Below are 15,950 nucleotides of genomic sequence, written 5' to 3' on the forward strand. Positions count from 1 at the left end.
TCCGGCGCGCGGCGCCCGTCTTGAGCGCCATGGCCGCCGCAGTCCTGCTGGCCGCCTGCGCGGCGCCCGAGTTCAAGCAGCCGCAGATCGAGACGCCGGCGGCGTTCAAGGAAGCGCAAGCGCCCGCCGTGCAGACGGCGGCCGATGGCACGCGCTGGAAGCAGGGCGTGCCAGCCGAGCGCCAGGCGCGCGGCGAGTGGTGGCTGGCGTTCAATGATCCGGCTTTGACTGGCCTGATCAACGAGGCCACGCAGGCGAACGCCAACCTGGCCGTCGCCGCCGCCCGCGTCAAGCAGGCGAGGGCGATTGCCGGCATCGCCGAAGCGGACCGCATTCCGCAAGTGGGCGTGAACGTGGGCGGCCAGCGCAACCGCGCTTCCGCCGTGTCGCTCGGCTTGCCGAACGGCGCGCCGGTGGCGGCGACCAACGTCTACCAGGCCAACCTGACGGCCAGCTACGAAGTCGATCTGTTCGGCAGGGTGGCATCGAACGTCAGCGCCTCGCACAGCGATGCGCTGGCCGTGGAGGCGACTTACCGCTCGGTGCTGCTGTCCTTGCAGGCCGACGTGGCGCAAACCTACTTCCAGCTGCGCGCCACGGACGCCGAACTGGCGACCCTGGAACAGACGGTGCGCCTGCGCGAGGAAAGCGTGCATGTGAACCAGCGCCGCTACGACCTGGGTGACATCGGCGAATTCGACCTGTCCCGTGCCCGCACGGAGCTGTCGACCGTGCGCGCCGAAGCCATCGGCCTGCAGCGCCAGCGCGCCACCAGCGAGCATGCGCTGGCCGTCCTGCTGGGCAAACCTGCCGCCAGCTTCACGGCGGGCGTCAACCCGCTGCAGGACAGCGGCTTCCTGCCCGTGATCCCGGCCGGCATGCCGTCGTCCTTGCTGGAACGCCGTCCCGACATCGCCTCGGCGCAGCGCACCATGGAAGCGTCGAATGCGCGCATCGGCGTGGCCAAGTCGGCCATGTTCCCCGCCTTGAGCCTGAACGCTTCCGGCGGCGGCGCGTCCGATACCTTCTCGGACATCTTCAAGTGGAGCAGCCGCTCCTGGCTGCTGGGCGCCCTGATGTCGATGCCGATCATCGACGGTGGCCGTAATAAAGCTGCCGTGAGCCGCAGCGAAGCGCAGCTGGAAGAATCGGTGGCGACGTATCGCCAGAGCGTGCTGGTGGCCTTCGCCGAGGTGGAAGACAACCTGGCTGGCCTGCGCATCCTGTCGGGCCAGACGCAGCAGATCGACGAAGCCGTCGTCTCGGCGCGCCGTTCGGCCGACCTGGCGCAAAAGCTGTACGACGCGGGCCGTTCCAGCTACCTCGATCTGCTCGATGCGCAGCGCAACCTGGCGGCCATCGAGCGCAATGCCGTGCAGCTGCGCGGCAACCGCGCCGTCACCACGGTGGCGCTGATCCGCGCCCTGGGCGGCGGCTGGGGCGAGACGGAGCCGCAAGTCGCGGCCAACTAGTATCCCGGCTATAAGCCAGCCAAGAACGGCGTCGTGCATTGCACGGCGCCGTTTTTTTATGGTTGGCGCAGGTCGGCTCAGCGCTGTAGGTCGGCTTAGCGCGCAGCGCGTAAGCCGACAATACCCTGTTCATTACGTCCATGCTGGCCGCCAGCGCCCCCTTTGCCGCCGCATGGCGACCATGGTCGGTGGCCAGAGCATGTATCCGTCCAGGGACATCGTCGACAACGCCGTCAATTCGGCCGACCACACGAGCCTGGTCGCCGCCGTGAAGGCGGCTGGCCTGGTCGACACCCTGGTCAAGCCGGAAACAAGGCGACCCTGACGAAAATCCTCACCTACCACGTGGTGCCCGGCAAATACGACTTCAAGGCGCTGGCCAGGGAAATCAAGATGCATGACGGTAAAGCCACCTTGCCCACGGCCAGCGGGGGCAAGCTGATGTTCGCCATGAACGGCATGCACAACATCGTGGTGATGGATGAAGGCGGCAACAGCGCCAACATCAGCACCTATGACGTGTACCAGTCGAATGGCGTGATCAATGTCATCGACACGGTGCTGATGCCACAATAAGCGGACGAAAAAAAAGACAGGGAAAACCCTGTCTTTTTGCTTGCTGCGGCCGTGATTACTTGGCTGGCGCTGGCGCTGCTGCTGGTGCGGAAGCTGCTGGTGCGGCCGGAGTTGCTGGCGTTGCTGGTGCCGCTTTCTTCGCCTTGTGATGCTTGGCTTTCTTGTGCGTCGCTGGCTTGACGGCTGCTGCCGGTGCTTCGGCCTTGACGACAGGGGCGACGACAGGAATCGGTGCCACTGGAGCGACTGGCGCGACGGCTGGCGTCTGGGCGAAAGCGGCGGTGGCGAACAGGCTGGCGATCAGGGTGGCGATAACTTTTTTCATGATGAGATCCTTGGTGTTTTTTCGGGTGAATGCAGTGGGAAGAAATTACTTCGCTGGAGCCGCTTCAGCGGTGGCCGATGCCAGCTTTTCGTCAGCCTTGGCCTTGGTTTTCTTGGCTTTGTGGTGGGCTTTGGCCTTGGTGGTGGCCGCTTCCGCTTTGGCGCTGGCGACGTCCGTCTTGGCGGCGACGACGGCTTTCGCTTCTTTCGCGTCCGCTTTGACGACCGTTTGCGCTTCCTTGGCATCGGCTTTTACGACGGCCTTGGTGTGGGCCGCTTCCACTTTGGCGGGAACCGAGGCTGCCGGGGTGGCTGCAGGAGCTGCAGGCGTCTGGGCAAAGGCAGCGGTTGCGAACAGGCCGGCGATCAGGGTAGCAATTACTTTTTTCATGGTGCAGTCCTCAGTGGTGGTTGTCTGGTGTATCTGTTGGTGCCGGGATGATTCCCGTGTCACTGAGCATAAAACGCGGCCCCGGACGCTTGCGTTGACGGTCATTACAAACGCTTACATCTGCGTGGCATCGGCTTTCAGGATGGCTTTCAGGATGTCTTCCGAACGGCGCTGCCCATGCGCCTTGCCGTAGGCGCTGGATGCCACGCTCACCACCATGCGGCGCGTGGGAATCACATAGATCTTGTTGCCGCCATTGCCCGAGGCGAAATACACGGCGATTTTTTGTCCTCCGATCTCCTGCGTCTTCGCGTACCAGAAATAGCCGTAGCTGTCGGCGTAGCGGTCGACGGCGCCGACGGCCACGCGCGGCGCCAGCGCCGCGTGCAGCCAGGCGGCGTCGATGACCCTCTTGCCGCCAACTACGCCATCGTCGAGCACCATCTGGCCGATCTTTGCCGTGTCGCGCGCCCGCAGCGACAGATTGCCCTGTCCCTTCGGATGGTTGGCCACGTCGCGGCCCCAGCTCCAGCGCCTGATGCCCAGTGGCGCGAACAGCACCTTGGCGGCGTAGTCTTCCAGGTCGGCGCCGCTGGCGTTTTCCACCACCCTGCCGGCGATGTACGCCCCCAGCGAGTTGTAGCGGTAGGCGCTGCCCGGCTTTATTGCGGCCGGCACGCCGCGCACGAAGGCGGCGGGGTCGGGCGCCGCATCGAGCTTGTCTTCATTGCCGGGCGACTGTTCGTCTTCATCGAAGGCGGCCAGGCCCGAACGCATGGTCAGCACGTCGTCGAGGACGACCTTGCCCGCCGGGCTGCCGGCCACTTCGGGCCAGTAGTCGCCCACGGTTTTTGTCGTCGCCAGCTGGCCGCGCGCCACGGCCGCACCGGCCAGCAGGGCGGTGATGCTCTTGCCGGCCGAGCGGATGTCGTGCAGGGTATCGGCCGTCTCGCCGTTGTAATAGCGTTCGGCGACGATGGCGCCGTCGCGCAGCACGACGACGGCGCGCAGGTCGCCGTGGCTGTCGCGGTCCTGGGCTTGCAGGACTTGCGCGATGGTGCCGGGGGCGCTGTCCTGTGCCAGGGCGGCGCAGGACAGGAGGAGGGTAGTCAGCAAGGACAAGGACAGGCGGCGCATGGACAGCTTTCGTGGCGATGGTCGGATCGCCAGTGTCGCCCAGTTGCGCCGTTTTGTGGCGTTTTACTGCACCTGCTTGCTGAAGTTGGCATGCAGCGGCGCCGGCGCCTTACCGGTCTGCGCCGCGCGGGCACGGCGCTTTCTCAGCCAGATGATCAGGCCCGTTGCGCTCAGCATGGCCACCACCAGGCCCATGGCGGAAATCAGGATACGCCCGGGCAGGCCCAGGATGCGGCCCGAATGCAGGGGGAATTGCGCCTGCAGGAAGATGTCGCCCGCGCTGCCCGTGCCGGGCACCACGCCTCCCGCCGGCTTGCCGTCGCGCCCGTCGAAGTACAGCCATGCATTGCCCAGGCCGCCGTCGCCATGGTCGTTGTCCGCCGCGAAGAAACCGACGCCATACAGGCCGTAGGCGGAAGAATAGAACACGCCGCCGGCCGGCAGCGTCCAGCCCCGTCTTGCCGCTTCCGTCTTTGCCAGCGCCACCGCCTCTTCGCGCGTCAGCAGCGGCTCGATGGGGTTCCCGGGGGGCTGCGGCGTGCGGCTGTCGAAGGCGTTCGGGCTGAGCGTGGACAACTTCGCGACCAGGGGACGCATCACCTGGGTTTGCAGATTCATCGACACGGACGTGACGGCCAGCACCAGCAGCAGCAACCAGACCCACACGCCGCCCGAGCGGTGCAGGTCGAAGTTCAGCCTGTGGCCCCCTTCGCGCCAGCGGAAGGCCAGCGACTTGCGCCAGCTGCGCCAGTTTGGAAACGACAGGTACAGGGCGATGCCGCAGTCAAGGACCCACACGATGCCGATGATGCCCATGAACCACACGCCCAGTTCGATGCCCCAGCCATCGGGAATGTGCATGGTGTAGTGCAGTTTATACAGGAAGGGCAGCAGGTTTTCGCGCGTCAGCGAGACCGCGCCCCACAGGCGCGTGCCCTGGATGGCGCCCGTGGCCGGGTCGACGGCCACCTGGTTGAAGCCCGGCTCGAACGGCTTGCCGGTGGCCGGGTCGGGCCGGCCTTCCACCGAGATCAGCGCCGTGTGGCCAGGCTCGATCGCCGTGAGCGCGTAGTTCACGCGCAGGCGCCGGTCCTGCGCCTCGAGCTGGCGCGCCAGTTCCAGCCCCGATTTTGCGTGGCCGACATCGGCGGCGCTGGCGGCGCGGAACAGCTGCGGATTGAGCCAGGCGTCGAGCTCGTGATCCCACGAGATCACGGCGCCCGTCAGGCCGGAAATGAACAGGAAGAGCGCCGCCGCCAGGCCGAACCAGCGGTGCAGAACAACCATGGGAGGACGCAGTCGCATGGCGGCTCCCTAGTACTTCCAGCTCAGGGTGGCGCTGCCATTGCGGCCTGCCGCGTACAGCGACTGGGTCCAGTACAGGCTGGTCAGGTGCTTCTTGTCCGTCACATTGTTCAGGTTCAGCGACAGGCTGACGTTGCGGCTGATGGCGTAGCTGGCCATCAGGCCCAGTTGCGCGTAGGCGCCCTGGTGCAGGGTGGTGCTGTCGTCGACCTTGTTGTAGATGGCGTCCTGCCAGGTCAGGCTGGCGCCCAGCTTCAGCGCCGGCACGGCCGGCACGTGATAGGTGGTGGCCAGGTGAAAGCGCTTGCGCGGGATGAAGGTGCGCGCATCGTGGCCGTCGTCGCCTTCGATGCGCAGCTGCGCATAGCCGGCGTTCGCCTGCCAGCCTTTCGCCAGCTCGCCCGAGGCATCGAGCTCGAAACCCTGCGATTCCGAATCGACGCCCTTGTAGAACGTCTTGAGGTCGGGCGTGGTGCCGGCCGCTTCGGCCACGTTCTTCTGGCGCGTCTTGAACAGGGCGCCGGACAGGTTCAGGCGGCCGTCGAACCAGTCGCTTTTCAAGCCCGCTTCCAGGCTCTTGCCGGTGGCCGCCGCCAGGGTCTGGCCCGTGCGGTCGATGCTGCTTTGCGGGTTGAAGATTTCCGTGTAGCTGCCGTAGGCCGACACATGGCGGCCGATGTCGTACACCAGGCCCACGTAGGGCGTGGTATCGCTCTGCGACTTGGCCTGGCTGACGCCATACGCGCTGCCCGTGCTGTCGGCCTTGACGGTGTTCACGCCCGCCAGCAGCTTGGCGTTGTCGGCCAGGTTGAAGCGGGCGGCCAGGTAGGCATTCTTGCGTTCGTCCTTGTAGGCGCTGCCATTGGTCGATGCATCGAAGAGCGGTTCCGGGTAGGAGCCGTCGAAGGCCGCGCCGTTCGGCAGGGCCGTGCCGATGCCGCGGCCATAATACGACACGTCGTCGAGCGTGGACTTCGACCAGGCCAGGCCCATGCTGAGGTCATGCCGGCGCCCGGCCAGCGTGAATGTGCCCGTGGCGGCGACATCGAGCAGGCGCTGCTTGTTGGCCGAGGCATAGCGCGAAGGGTAGCTGAACAAGCCGTCGCCCGTGGCCTTGTCCGGCGTGCCGTAGACGTAGAACAGTTTGGAATCCGAGGTGGAGCGGTTGTAGGTGGCCGTGGCCGTCACGCGCCAGTCGGCATTGAACTGGTGCGCCAGTTCGGCGAAGGTGCTGTTGTTGAGGATGCTCCAGCGCGACCAGTCGGCCGACGTCGAGGCGGAAACCGGGTAGTCGGTGGGCGTGCCGTCCGTGTAGGCGACGGGCAGGGCGCCCCACATTCCGCCCCTGGCCAGGTTGTTCTGGTAGCTGTGGCCCACGGCCAGGCGGGTGTCCGGCGTCAGTTTCGCTTCGACGATGGCGTAGGCGACATCCTTGCGCGGCGAGTAGCGGTCCAGGTGGGAATCGCCTTCCTCGTGGGCGGCGACGAAGCGGGCCGCCACCTTGCCGTCGCTGCCGAGCGGCGTCGAGACGTCGGCATCGACGCGGCGCGTGTTCCAGGAGCCCAGCGTGACGCCGGCAGCAGCGGCCAGGCCCTGGGTCGGGCGCTTGCGCACGAAGTTGACGGTGGCCGACGGATTGCCGGTCGAGGAAATCAGGCCATTCGCGCCGCGCACGATGTCGACGCGCTCGAACAGCGCCGTATCGAGGTCGCCCATCACATTGCCGAAGACGAAAGGAATGCCGACGCCGTCGAACTGGAAGTTGGTGATGTCGTAGCCGCGCGCCGTGTAATAGGTGCGGTCCGTTTCTACCGCTTCCACCGTCACGCCCGTCGTTTGCGCCAGCACCTTGCTGGCGTTATCGAGCCTGAAATCGTCCATTTGCGCGCGCGTGACCACGGAAACGGCCTGCGGCGTCTCGCGCAGCGACAGGTCGAACTTGCTGGCCGAGGCGCTTTTGCGCGCCGTGTAGGCGTTCGCGTCGCTGCTGCCCGTGACGGTAATGGTTTGCATCACGGGCGTATCTTCGCCAGCATCATCGGCGGGGGCGCCGTCGGCGCCATGCGCCATGCCGGCGCCGAGCGCCAGTGAAATGGCCAGGGCCAGCGGGCGCAACGACAGCGCGGCGGGGCAGGATGGGGTGGACGATGCGGCGGAAAGAACGGTGCGACCTGGCATTGAAACGGCTCCTGAATCAAGGATGAGAATGAGAATAATTCTCAATTCTATTTGAGGAGGGGCCGGAATGGGGACTTTTTGTGACTGAAAAGCGTTGTTTTTTTACATCTTTACACGGTTTTACGTTGGAGGTTTTGCTTCCGGTCGTCAGTGCCGCTCATGCGCTACCAGTGCCAGCCGCGAAAAAAAAAGACAGCCGAAGCTGTCTTTGATACTGCGGGCGAAGCCGCCACGGAAGCGCAGACCCGGCGGACGCGCTCCCGTGGCGATTGCCGCGATTACTTCGCTGGCGCTGGCGCTGCCGGTACGGCTTCTGCCGCTTTCGTTGCGTCCGCTTTCACTTTCGCTTTGCTGGCCTTGTGATGGGCCTTGGCCTTGCTGACCTTGGCGTCGGCCTTGGCGCTGGCCACGTCGGCTTTCGCATCGGCGACGACGGCCGCTTCTTTCGCATCGGCTTTCACGACGGCCTTGGTTTCCTTGGCTTCCGCTTTTGCTACGGCTTTCGTGTGGGCCGCTTCCGCCTTGGCGGGAACCGGTGCTGCGGGGGCGGCAGGGGTTTGGGCGAAGGCGGCGGTAGCGAACAGGCTGGCGACGAGGGTGGCGATAACTTTTTTCATTGTATTGTCCTGGAGAGTGATAAGCGATTGTCTGGGTGATTACTTGGCTGCTGCCGGTGCTGCTTCAGCGGTGGCCGATGCCAGCTTTTCGTCAGCCTTGGCCTTGGTTTTCTTGGCTTTGTGGTGGGCCTTGGCTTTCGTGGTGGCCGCTTCCGCTTTGGCGCTGGCGACTTCCGTTTTCGCGGCGACGACGGCTTTCGCTTCTTTGGCGTCCGCTTTCACGACCGTTTGCGCTTCCTTGGCATCGGCTTTTACGACGGCCTTGGTGTGGGCCGCTTCGACTTTGGCGGGCACTGCCGGAGCTGCTGGGGCTGCGGGCGTCTGGGCAAAGGCAGCGGTTGCGAACAGGCCGGCGATCAGGGTAGCGATTACTTTTTTCATGGTGCAGTCCTCAGTGGTGGTTTGTCTGGTGTATCTGTTGGTGGTGGGATGATTCCCGTGTCACTGAGCATAAAACGCGCCCCGGAAGCTTACCGTTGACCTTGTTTACACTTTCTTACAATCAGGTGTTTTATAAGATGTTGTTGCATGATGCTGGCATGAAAATGAAAAAAGACAGCCGAAGCTGTCTTTTTGTGTGGCGCAAAAAATGCGCTGTGGGGATTACTTGGCTGCTGCTGCGGTCGCTTCAGTTTTGGCTTCGTCAGCCTTGGCCTTGGCTTTTTTCGCTTTTTTGTGGGCTTTGGCTTTGGTGACGGCGGCATCGGCCTTGGCGCTGGCGACGTCGGCTTTCGCATCGGCGGCAACGGCGGCTTCTTTCGCATCGGCTTTCACGACGGCCTTGGTTTCTTTGGCTTCTGCTTTAGCCACTTCCTTGGTGTGCTTGGCTTCGGCCTTGGCCGGCGCTGCTGGTGCTGGGGTTTGAGCAAAGGCTGCGGTAGCGAACAAGCCGGCGATCAGAGTAGCGACAATGTTGACAGTGCGTTTTTTCATGATGCAGTTCCTCGAGAAGTGGGGTTGTAGTTCAGGAGATGCATTTCCCCTGTCACTGAGCCAAAAACGCGCCGTGCGGCAATTGCGTTGACACGTTTTCTCTCAATTACAAACACTTACATTTGCCGGGGCAGGCGCTCTGTTAGCTGGCGTACCGCGCCTTGGCCCCTGGCGGCCTAGACTCGATGCCATCGTCACCGCATGGGTCCGCCATGAAAGCCGCCTTGAAAACCTATCAAGCCAAGCGCAACTTCGCCGTCACGCCCGAGCCTGCGGCGGGCGGCGAGGCGGCGGGCGGCGGGCTTACCTTCGTCATCCAGAAGCATTGGGCCAGCCGCCTGCACTATGACTTTCGCCTGGAACTGGACGGCACGATGAAAAGCTGGGCCGTGCCGAAAGGCCCCAGCTACGACCCGCGCGACAAGCGCATGGCCGTGCAAGTGGAAGACCACCCGATTGCCTACGCCAGCTTTGAAGGCACGATCCCCGAAAAACAGTATGGCGCGGGCAAGGTCATCATCTGGGACAAGGGCACGTGGCAGCCCCAGCCGGCCACGCCCGATGCGCGCAAGGCGCTGGCGGCCGGCGAGCTGAAATTCACCGTACATGGCCACAAGATGCACGGCAAGTGGGTGCTCGTGCGCATGAAGGGCAAGGGCGAAAAGCAGCCCGCCTGGCTGCTGATCAAGGAAAAAGATGAATATGCCCGGCCGGCGCTGGAATTTTCTGTCGTCGACGAATTCCCCGACAGCGTCAAGCACAAGGCCATGCCCAGGCGCAAACACAGCGCAGAGCAGGCGGCTGCGCCAGCCGCGAAGCTGCCAGCCGCCCTGTCGCCGCAGCTGGCCACGCTCGTCGATGCGCCGCCGCCAGACGCGCAAGACTGGATGTTCGAGGTGAAATTCGACGGTTACCGCATCCTCGCGCGTTGCGATGGCGAACGGGTCAGTTTGATCACGCGCAATGGCAACGACTGGACGGCGAAACTGCCGAAGCTGCGCCAGGCGCTGGAAAAGCTGGGCTTGCCGCCTGGCTGGTATGACGGCGAAATCGTCGTCAACGACGCCAGCGGCCATCCGGATTTTGGCGCCTTGCAGCGCGCCTTCGAGGCAGACACGACCAGCGAGATCGTGTATTACCTGTTCGACGTGCCGTTTTTCGACGGCCACGATCTGCGGGGCCAGCCGGTCGAGGCGCGCCGGGCCTTGCTGGAACAGCTGCTGCAGCGCTTGCCGGCTTCGCCGCTGCTGCGCTTCAGCGAAGCGCTCGACGCCAAACCCCGGCAATTGCTGGCCCACGCCTGCCGCCTGGGGCTGGAAGGGGTGATTGGCAAGCGGCGCGGCTCGCCCTACGTCACGCGGCGTTCCGGCGACTGGATCAAGCTCAAATGCGGGCTGCGCCAGGAATTCGTCATCGGCGGCTATACGGCGCCGCAAGGCGCGCGCGAAGGCATCGGTTCGCTGCTGCTGGGCGTGCACGATGAGCAGGGCAAGCTGCGCTATGCGGGCAATGTGGGCAGCGGCTTTGACGATGCGGCCTTGCGCGACTTGCGGCGCCGCCTCGACACCCTGACCATCGAGACGAGTCCGTTTGCGGGCAAGGCGGGCGGCGTGCGCCAGCCCATCTGGGTCAAGCCGGAGCTGGTGGCCGAGGTCGGCTTTGCGCAATGGACCAGCGGCGGCGCCGTGCGCCACGCCGTGTTTCACGGCTTGCGTGCGGATAAACAGCCGGCCGCCATCGTGCGCGAGCGGCCACAGCGAATCGACAGGGAGAAGACGATGCCAAACCAATCCAGGCCGGACAGCGTCTTGCCGGCCAGTTTCAAGGTCAGCCATGCGGACAGGGTGATCGACAAGGACAGCGGCGCCAGGAAGATCGACCTGGTGCGCTACTACGCGCTCGTGGGCAAGCTGATGCTCGTGCATTTGCGGGGCCGGCCCGTGTCGCTGGTGCGCGCGCCGTCCGGCGTGGGCGGCGAGCTGTTTTTCCAGAAGCATGCGGACACGTCCGCCATGCCCGGCGTCAAACAGCTCGATCCCGGCCTCGATCCCGAGCATGCCAGCATGCTGGAAGTGGCCAGCGTACAGGGCCTGTTGTCGGCGGCGCAGTGGAATGTGGTGGAATTTCACACGCAAAATGCACTGGCCAGCGCCTACGACACGCCGAACCGCCTGGTGTTCGACCTGGACCCGGGCAAGGGCGTGGCCTGGCCCGCCATCCGCGAAGCGGCCGTGCTGCTGCGCGCCTTTTTGACGGAACTGGGCTTGCCCGCCTGGCTGAAAACCAGCGGCGGCAAGGGCTTGCACGTGGTCGTGCCGATCCGCCCGAAACACGACTGGGATACGGTCAAGGCGTTTTCGCAAGCCATCGTGGCGCACATGGCGCAGCTCATTCCCCAGCGTTTTGTCCTGAAAAGCGGACCGTCCAACCGGGTCGGCAAGATCTTCATCGATTATTTGCGCAATGGCCGGGGCGCCACCACCGTGTGCGCGTGGTCGGCCCGCACGCGTTCGGGGCTGGGCATTTCCGTGCCGCTGGCCTGGGAGGAGCTCGACCAGCTGAAGGCGGGCGACCAATGGAACGTGGGCAATGTCCACAGCCGTCTCGACGTGGGCAACGCGCCGTGGGCTGGCTATGCGCGCAGCGCGAAAGGGCTCGGTGCGGCGATGAAAAAGCTGGCCTTTACGCCTCCGGCTTGAATGTCACGGTGGCGCGCGCCAGCTGCAGGGCTTCGTCGATGGCGGCGTTGAGCTGGGGAATCTCGACGGGTTTGGTCAGGTAGCGGAAAAAGCCCGCGGCCAGGCCATGCCGGATGTCGCCCTTCATGGCGTTGGCCGTCAGGGCGATGACGGGAATGTGCGCCGTGCGCGGATCGTTGCGCAGAATGCGTTGCGCCTGGTTGCCGTTCATGCCGGGCAGGTTGATATCCATCAGGATGACATCGGGCTGGCGTTCCAGCGCCAGCGCGATGCCCTGGCGCGCATCGGTGGCCGAGATCATGCGCAGATGCGGCAGGAAGCTGACGATGTCTTCCACCAGGCGCAGGCTGGCCGGATTGTCTTCCACGTACAGCAGCAGCGCCTGGCCGCTGGCGTCGTCCCCGGCGTCGCCGGCAGGCTCGGATAACCCCTCCGTATCCAGCGGCATGCTGTCGGGCGGCGCGGCCATGGTGTCGAGTTCGATCCAGAACACGCTGCCCTCGCCAAGGCAGCTGTGCACGCCCATGCGTCCGCCCATCAGTTCGACCAGGCGCTTGGTGACGACCAGGCCGATGCCCGTGCCTTCTTCGCTGCCGGCCTCCTGCCCCAGGCGGTTAAACGGCTGGAACAGTTCGGCCATCTGCGCGTCGTCCAGCCCCTTGCCCGTGTCGCGGATGGCGATGCGCACGCACAGCGCATCGGGCTGCGAAATTTCCAGCTCCACCTTGCCGGCCGGGCGGTTGTACTTGATGGCGTTCGACAGCAGGTTCAGCAGCACTTGCTTGAGGCGCGTATGGTCGGCCCTGAGCGTCAGCGCTTCGCAGGCGGGAAAGATCAGGTGGATCTGGCGCTGCTGCGCCTGTTCTTCCACCATCACGCGCACTTCCTCGATCAGCGCGGGCAGCGTCACCGCTTCCATCGACAGGCTCAGGCTGCCTGATTCGATCTTCGCCAGGTCGAGGATTTCATTGATCAGGGTGAGCAGGTGGCGTCCCGAGGTGACGATGTTTTGCACGAAGGTGCGTTTTTGCAGCACGGTGGCGGGCAAGGCTTCGTTGGCCAGCAACTGGGCAAAGCCGAGGATGGCATTCAGCGGCGTGCGCAGCTCGTGCGACATGCTGGTGAGAAAACGGTCCTTCGCCTGGCTGGCCCGCTCGAGTTCGACTTTCTGTTCGTTGAGCGTGCGTTCGATGCGCTTGCGCTCGGAGATGTCGCGGATGGCCGACGACACGAGCACGCCTTCGTCCGTTTCCAGCGGCGACAGGCTGATTTCGACGGGGAATTCGGTACCGTCGCGGCGCAAGCCGTACAGTTCCAGTCCTGCACCCATGGAGCGGGCGCGCGGCGCCGTGGAAAACGCATGGCGGTGGCGCGGATGGTCCATCGCGTAGCGGGCCGGGATCAGCACTTCCACATTGCGCCCGAGCAACTCCGCGCGCGAGTAGCCGAACAGGCGTTCCGTCTGCGAGTTGACGAGCACGATCTCGCCATCGCCGTTGACGATGACGATGGCGTCCGGCGCCGATTCGAGCAGGCCGCGGAACTTCTGCTCGGCGCGGCGGCGGTCGCTGACGTCGCGGATGGCGCTGATGACGAAGGTGCCGATTTCCGTCTGGATGGGCGACAGGCTGATTTCGACGGGAAACTCGACGTTGTCCTTGCGCAAGCCCAGCAATTCCAGGTCGGCGCCCATGGTGCGCGTGCGGGGCTGGTCGAAATAGCGCGCGCGGTGCGCCACGTGCGAATGGCGCAGCCGTTGCGGCAGCAGACTATCGATTTGCCTGCCGTTCAATTCGCCTTCCGCGTAGCCGAACAGGCGCTGCGCCTGCTGGTTGGCCAGCACGATGGCGCCCGTGGCATTGACCATGATGACGCTGTCCGGCGTCGATTCGAACAGCACGCGGTAGCGCACCTCGACGAACTGGGCGTCGCGTGCCGCCTTCAGCAAGGTCGTGTCTTTCATGGTGGAAATCAGGTAGCGGGGCGCATCCGCCCCGGCCTGTGCGACCTGGCACGCGACATCGACGTGGATGAGTTCGCCATCCTTGCGCCGCCGCAGCGATTCGCGGTCGTAGCTGCCGTGCAGGGTCAGCTGTTCGTCGATCAGCTGTGCCGCCTCGGCTTGTCCGGGCAAGGAGATCAGCTCCCACAGCGTGCGGCCCAGCGCTTCGTCGCTGCCATAGCCGAAGATGCGCTGGGCACCCACCGTCCAGCGCACGACGGCGTGCTCTTCGTTCGTGATGACGACGCCGCCAGGGGCGCCGCTGAGGATAAGCTGATCTAACTCGGCATCCATTTTTTTCCGCACGCGAGACAGGGCTTGCCGGCTGGCAGGCCTGTGCATAACGTAGCGAGAAGCTTGATCAAAGTCAATGCATTTATAGTATTGACTATTCTCGGTGGCGTGGGGCGTGCCTCAGGCCGCCTTGCGCCTGGCGGACGCCGTTTTGCGCGCGGGGGACGCGGCCGTCCGCTTGCGGACCGGCGCCGCGGACGCCTTCTTGCCCAGGCTTTGCTGCAGCAGGGCGACCAGGTCGATCACATTGCTGGCGTGCTCCTCTTCCGGTTCGGGGGCGGGCGGCGTGATGGTCTTGGTCTGTTTCGCCTTGATTTTCTTCTTGACCAGCGCCAGCACGTCTTCGCGGTAGCTGTCGTGGTATTGCTCCGGTTCCCACGCTTCGCTCATGCCTTCCACGAGCGACAGGGCCATCTTGAGTTCCTTGTCGGAAATGCAGGCCGCCTTCAGGGTGCTGGCGGGCAAGTCCAGGTCATCCGTGGGGCGGATTTCATCAGCGTAGCGCAGGGTGTTGAGCACGATGGCGTCGCCCACGCAGACGAGCGCGCACAAATGCTGCTTGGTGCGCATGACTACGCTGGCGATACCCACTTTGTTAGCCTTGCGCAAGGTTTCGCGCAGCAGCGCATAGACTTTCTCGCCGCCCTTGGCGGGCAGCAGGTAATACGGGTGCTCGTAAAAGGTCAGCGGCACTTCCGCCGCATCGACAAAGGTCAAAATATCGATGGTTTGCGTGGCCTTCACGTTCGCCTGCCTTAAATCCTCGTCGGACAGCACCACGTACTCGTCCGTCTTGTATTCATAGCCCTTGATGATGTCGTCCCACTCGACTTCCTTGCCCGTCTGCTTGTTGTAGCGCTTGTAGCCGATGGGCGCGAAGTCGCGCCGGTCCAGCATGGACAAGTCCAGTTCGTGGTCGAGGCTGGCAGAAATCAGCTCGACGGGAATGTGCACGAGCCCGAAGCTGATGGCGCCTTTCCAGAGTGCGCGCGCCATCGGCTAGTCTCCCACGCTGCCGGTGACGGGCAGGACGATGCCGCTGATGTAGCTGGAACAGGCGGGCGAGGCCAGGAAGACGTAGGCGGGCGACAGTTCCTCGGGCTGGGCCGGGCGGCGCATGTCCGTGTCCTGGCCGAATTTCTCGATCTCCTCGGGCGACTTGTCGGCCGGATTGAGCGGCGTCCAGACGGGGCCGGGCGCGATGGCGTTCACGCGGATACCCTTGTCGAGCAGGTTGCCGGCCAGCGCCATGGTGAACGCATGGATGGCGCCCTTGGTGGTGGAATAGTCGAGCAGGTGTTTCGAGCCCTGCAAGCCCGTCACGGAACCCGTGTTGATGATGGACGCGCCCCGCCGCAAATGGGGCAGCACGGCCTTGGCCATGTGAAAGTAGCCGTAGACATTGGTTTTCATGGTGAGGTCGAAGCGCTCTTCGCTCAGTTCCAGCAAGGATTCGGCGTGTTCCTGAAAGGCGGCGTTGTTCACCAGCACGTCGATGTGCGTGAAGCGTTCCAGCACCTGGCTGACGGCTTGCTGGCAAAAGCCCTGGTCGCGCACGTCGCCGGGGATCAAAAGGCAGCTTTGGCCTTCCGCTTCCACGTAGCGCTTCGTTTCGTTGGCGTCCGCGTGTTCGTTCAGGTAAATGATGGCGACATCGGCCCCTTCGCGCGCGTACAGCACGGCCACGGCGCGCCCGATGCCCGAATCGCCGCCCGTGATGACGGCCACCATGCCGGCCAGCTTGCCGCTGCCGCAGTAATCGGGCGCCAGGAAGCGCGGTTTCAACTGCATTTGCCCCTCGATGCCCGGTTTGTCCAGGTGCTGGGCGGGCAGGGGAGGCGCCGGCTGGCTGCGGCTGCCCGTCTGCACGGGGGCCTTGCTTTCCTGGTCTGGCTTGGCGGCATCGCGGCCATCCTGCTCCTGCTGGATGGCGCGCTGCAAGTTGCCGGCGGACTGGTCCTTGTTTTCGTTCATGCTGGCCTCCCTGGAAACGAAGATCCAGTATCGGCGCGGCGCCGGCAT

At 64.6% G+C, this 15,950-nt stretch carries 13 protein-coding genes and 1 pseudogene; 3 read left to right on the forward strand and 11 right to left on the reverse strand.

Going from position 1 to position 15,950, the window contains the following annotated elements; all coding sequences use genetic code 11:
- The first annotated feature begins 29 nt into the window (after positions 1-29).
- Entirely contained in the window at positions 30-1,472 is a 1,443-nt protein-coding gene (locus tag JAB8_RS09210; RefSeq protein WP_070289327.1) for an efflux transporter outer membrane subunit, read from the forward strand.
- A 172-nt stretch (positions 1,473-1,644) separates the two neighbouring features.
- Positions 1,645-2,048: pseudogene (locus JAB8_RS09215) on the forward strand (fasciclin domain-containing protein).
- Positions 2,049-2,103: 55 nt separating this feature from the next.
- Here the strand turns inward: JAB8_RS09215 and JAB8_RS28095 are convergent.
- The 8 genes from JAB8_RS28095 to JAB8_RS09250 all read right to left on the reverse strand — a co-directional run bounded on the left by JAB8_RS28095 (position 2,104) and on the right by JAB8_RS09250 (position 8,933).
- Positions 2,104-2,373: a hypothetical protein gene (locus tag JAB8_RS28095; protein ID WP_071654397.1), complete on the reverse strand. Its 270-nt coding sequence runs from the start codon at positions 2,371-2,373 to the stop codon at positions 2,104-2,106.
- Between the two features lie 45 nt (positions 2,374-2,418).
- Entirely contained in the window at positions 2,419-2,763 is a 345-nt protein-coding gene (locus JAB8_RS09220) for a hypothetical protein (RefSeq protein ID WP_070219501.1), read from the reverse strand.
- Positions 2,764-2,877: 114 nt separating this feature from the next.
- The gene (locus JAB8_RS09225) at positions 2,878-3,900 is read right to left on the reverse strand and encodes a serine hydrolase (RefSeq protein WP_083287634.1); all 1,023 of its coding nucleotides are present in this window, start codon (positions 3,898-3,900) and stop codon (positions 2,878-2,880) included.
- A gap of 63 nt (positions 3,901-3,963) precedes the next feature.
- The gene (locus tag JAB8_RS09230) at positions 3,964-5,199 is read right to left on the reverse strand and encodes a PepSY-associated TM helix domain-containing protein (protein WP_070289329.1); all 1,236 of its coding nucleotides are present in this window, start codon (positions 5,197-5,199) and stop codon (positions 3,964-3,966) included.
- A 15-nt stretch (positions 5,200-5,214) separates the two neighbouring features.
- Entirely contained in the window at positions 5,215-7,383 is a 2,169-nt protein-coding gene (locus JAB8_RS09235) for a TonB-dependent siderophore receptor (RefSeq protein WP_070289291.1), read from the reverse strand.
- 278 nt (positions 7,384-7,661) lie between these two features.
- Positions 7,662-8,000, reverse strand: coding sequence for a hypothetical protein (locus JAB8_RS09240; RefSeq protein ID WP_070289292.1), 339 nt, complete (start codon positions 7,998-8,000; stop codon positions 7,662-7,664).
- 39 nt (positions 8,001-8,039) lie between these two features.
- Positions 8,040-8,381: a hypothetical protein gene (locus JAB8_RS09245; RefSeq protein ID WP_070219505.1), complete on the reverse strand. Its 342-nt coding sequence runs from the start codon at positions 8,379-8,381 to the stop codon at positions 8,040-8,042.
- 222 nt (positions 8,382-8,603) lie between these two features.
- A complete protein-coding gene (locus JAB8_RS09250) occupies positions 8,604-8,933 on the reverse strand; it encodes a hypothetical protein (protein WP_070289293.1) in 330 nt (109 codons plus the stop codon).
- 212 nt (positions 8,934-9,145) lie between these two features.
- Between JAB8_RS09250 and ligD the strand changes: the two genes are divergently transcribed.
- On the forward strand, positions 9,146-11,632 hold the full coding sequence (gene ligD / locus JAB8_RS09255; protein WP_070289294.1) for a DNA ligase D: 2,487 nt from the start codon (positions 9,146-9,148) through the stop codon (positions 11,630-11,632).
- Here ligD and JAB8_RS09260 read toward each other — a convergent pair.
- The 3 genes from JAB8_RS09260 to JAB8_RS09270 all read right to left on the reverse strand — a co-directional run bounded on the left by JAB8_RS09260 (position 11,616) and on the right by JAB8_RS09270 (position 15,902).
- Positions 11,616-13,928 carry a PAS domain S-box protein gene (locus tag JAB8_RS09260; RefSeq protein WP_070289295.1) on the reverse strand — a complete coding sequence of 771 codons (2,313 nt, stop codon included), beginning with the start codon at positions 13,926-13,928 and terminating at the stop codon, positions 11,616-11,618. The two genes, ligD and JAB8_RS09260, sit on opposite strands and share 17 nt — an antisense overlap.
- Positions 13,929-14,048: 120 nt before the next feature.
- A complete protein-coding gene (locus JAB8_RS09265; protein ID WP_070289296.1) occupies positions 14,049-14,924 on the reverse strand; it encodes a Ku protein in 876 nt (291 codons plus the stop codon).
- A gap of 3 nt (positions 14,925-14,927) precedes the next feature.
- Positions 14,928-15,902, reverse strand: coding sequence for an SDR family oxidoreductase (locus tag JAB8_RS09270; protein ID WP_070289297.1), 975 nt, complete (start codon positions 15,900-15,902; stop codon positions 14,928-14,930).
- Positions 15,903-15,950 lie beyond the last annotated feature (48 nt).

The sequence above is a fragment of the Janthinobacterium sp. HH106 genome (assembly GCF_001758725.1).
Taxonomy (GTDB): domain Bacteria; phylum Pseudomonadota; class Gammaproteobacteria; order Burkholderiales; family Burkholderiaceae_D; genus Janthinobacterium.

Coding starts and splice junctions, on each gene's coding strand:
- JAB8_RS09210 (WP_070289327.1), top strand. CDS start 30: ATGGCCGCCGCAGTCCTGCTGGCCGCCTGCGCGGCGCCCGAGTTCAAG.
- JAB8_RS28095 (WP_071654397.1), bottom strand. CDS start 2,373: ATGAAAAAAGTTATCGCCACCCTGATCGCCAGCCTGTTCGCCACCGCC.
- JAB8_RS09220 (WP_070219501.1), bottom strand. CDS start 2,763: ATGAAAAAAGTAATTGCTACCCTGATCGCCGGCCTGTTCGCAACCGCT.
- JAB8_RS09225 (WP_083287634.1), bottom strand. CDS start 3,900: ATGCGCCGCCTGTCCTTGTCCTTGCTGACTACCCTCCTCCTGTCCTGC.
- JAB8_RS09235 (WP_070289291.1), bottom strand. CDS start 7,383: ATGCCAGGTCGCACCGTTCTTTCCGCCGCATCGTCCACCCCATCCTGC.
- JAB8_RS09240 (WP_070289292.1), bottom strand. CDS start 8,000: ATGAAAAAAGTTATCGCCACCCTCGTCGCCAGCCTGTTCGCTACCGCC.
- JAB8_RS09245 (WP_070219505.1), bottom strand. CDS start 8,381: ATGAAAAAAGTAATCGCTACCCTGATCGCCGGCCTGTTCGCAACCGCT.
- JAB8_RS09250 (WP_070289293.1), bottom strand. CDS start 8,933: ATGAAAAAACGCACTGTCAACATTGTCGCTACTCTGATCGCCGGCTTG.
- ligD (WP_070289294.1), top strand. CDS start 9,146: ATGAAAGCCGCCTTGAAAACCTATCAAGCCAAGCGCAACTTCGCCGTC.
- JAB8_RS09260 (WP_070289295.1), bottom strand. CDS start 13,928: ATGGATGCCGAGTTAGATCAGCTTATCCTCAGCGGCGCCCCTGGCGGC.
- JAB8_RS09265 (WP_070289296.1), bottom strand. CDS start 14,924: ATGGCGCGCGCACTCTGGAAAGGCGCCATCAGCTTCGGGCTCGTGCAC.
- JAB8_RS09270 (WP_070289297.1), bottom strand. CDS start 15,902: ATGAACGAAAACAAGGACCAGTCCGCCGGCAACTTGCAGCGCGCCATC.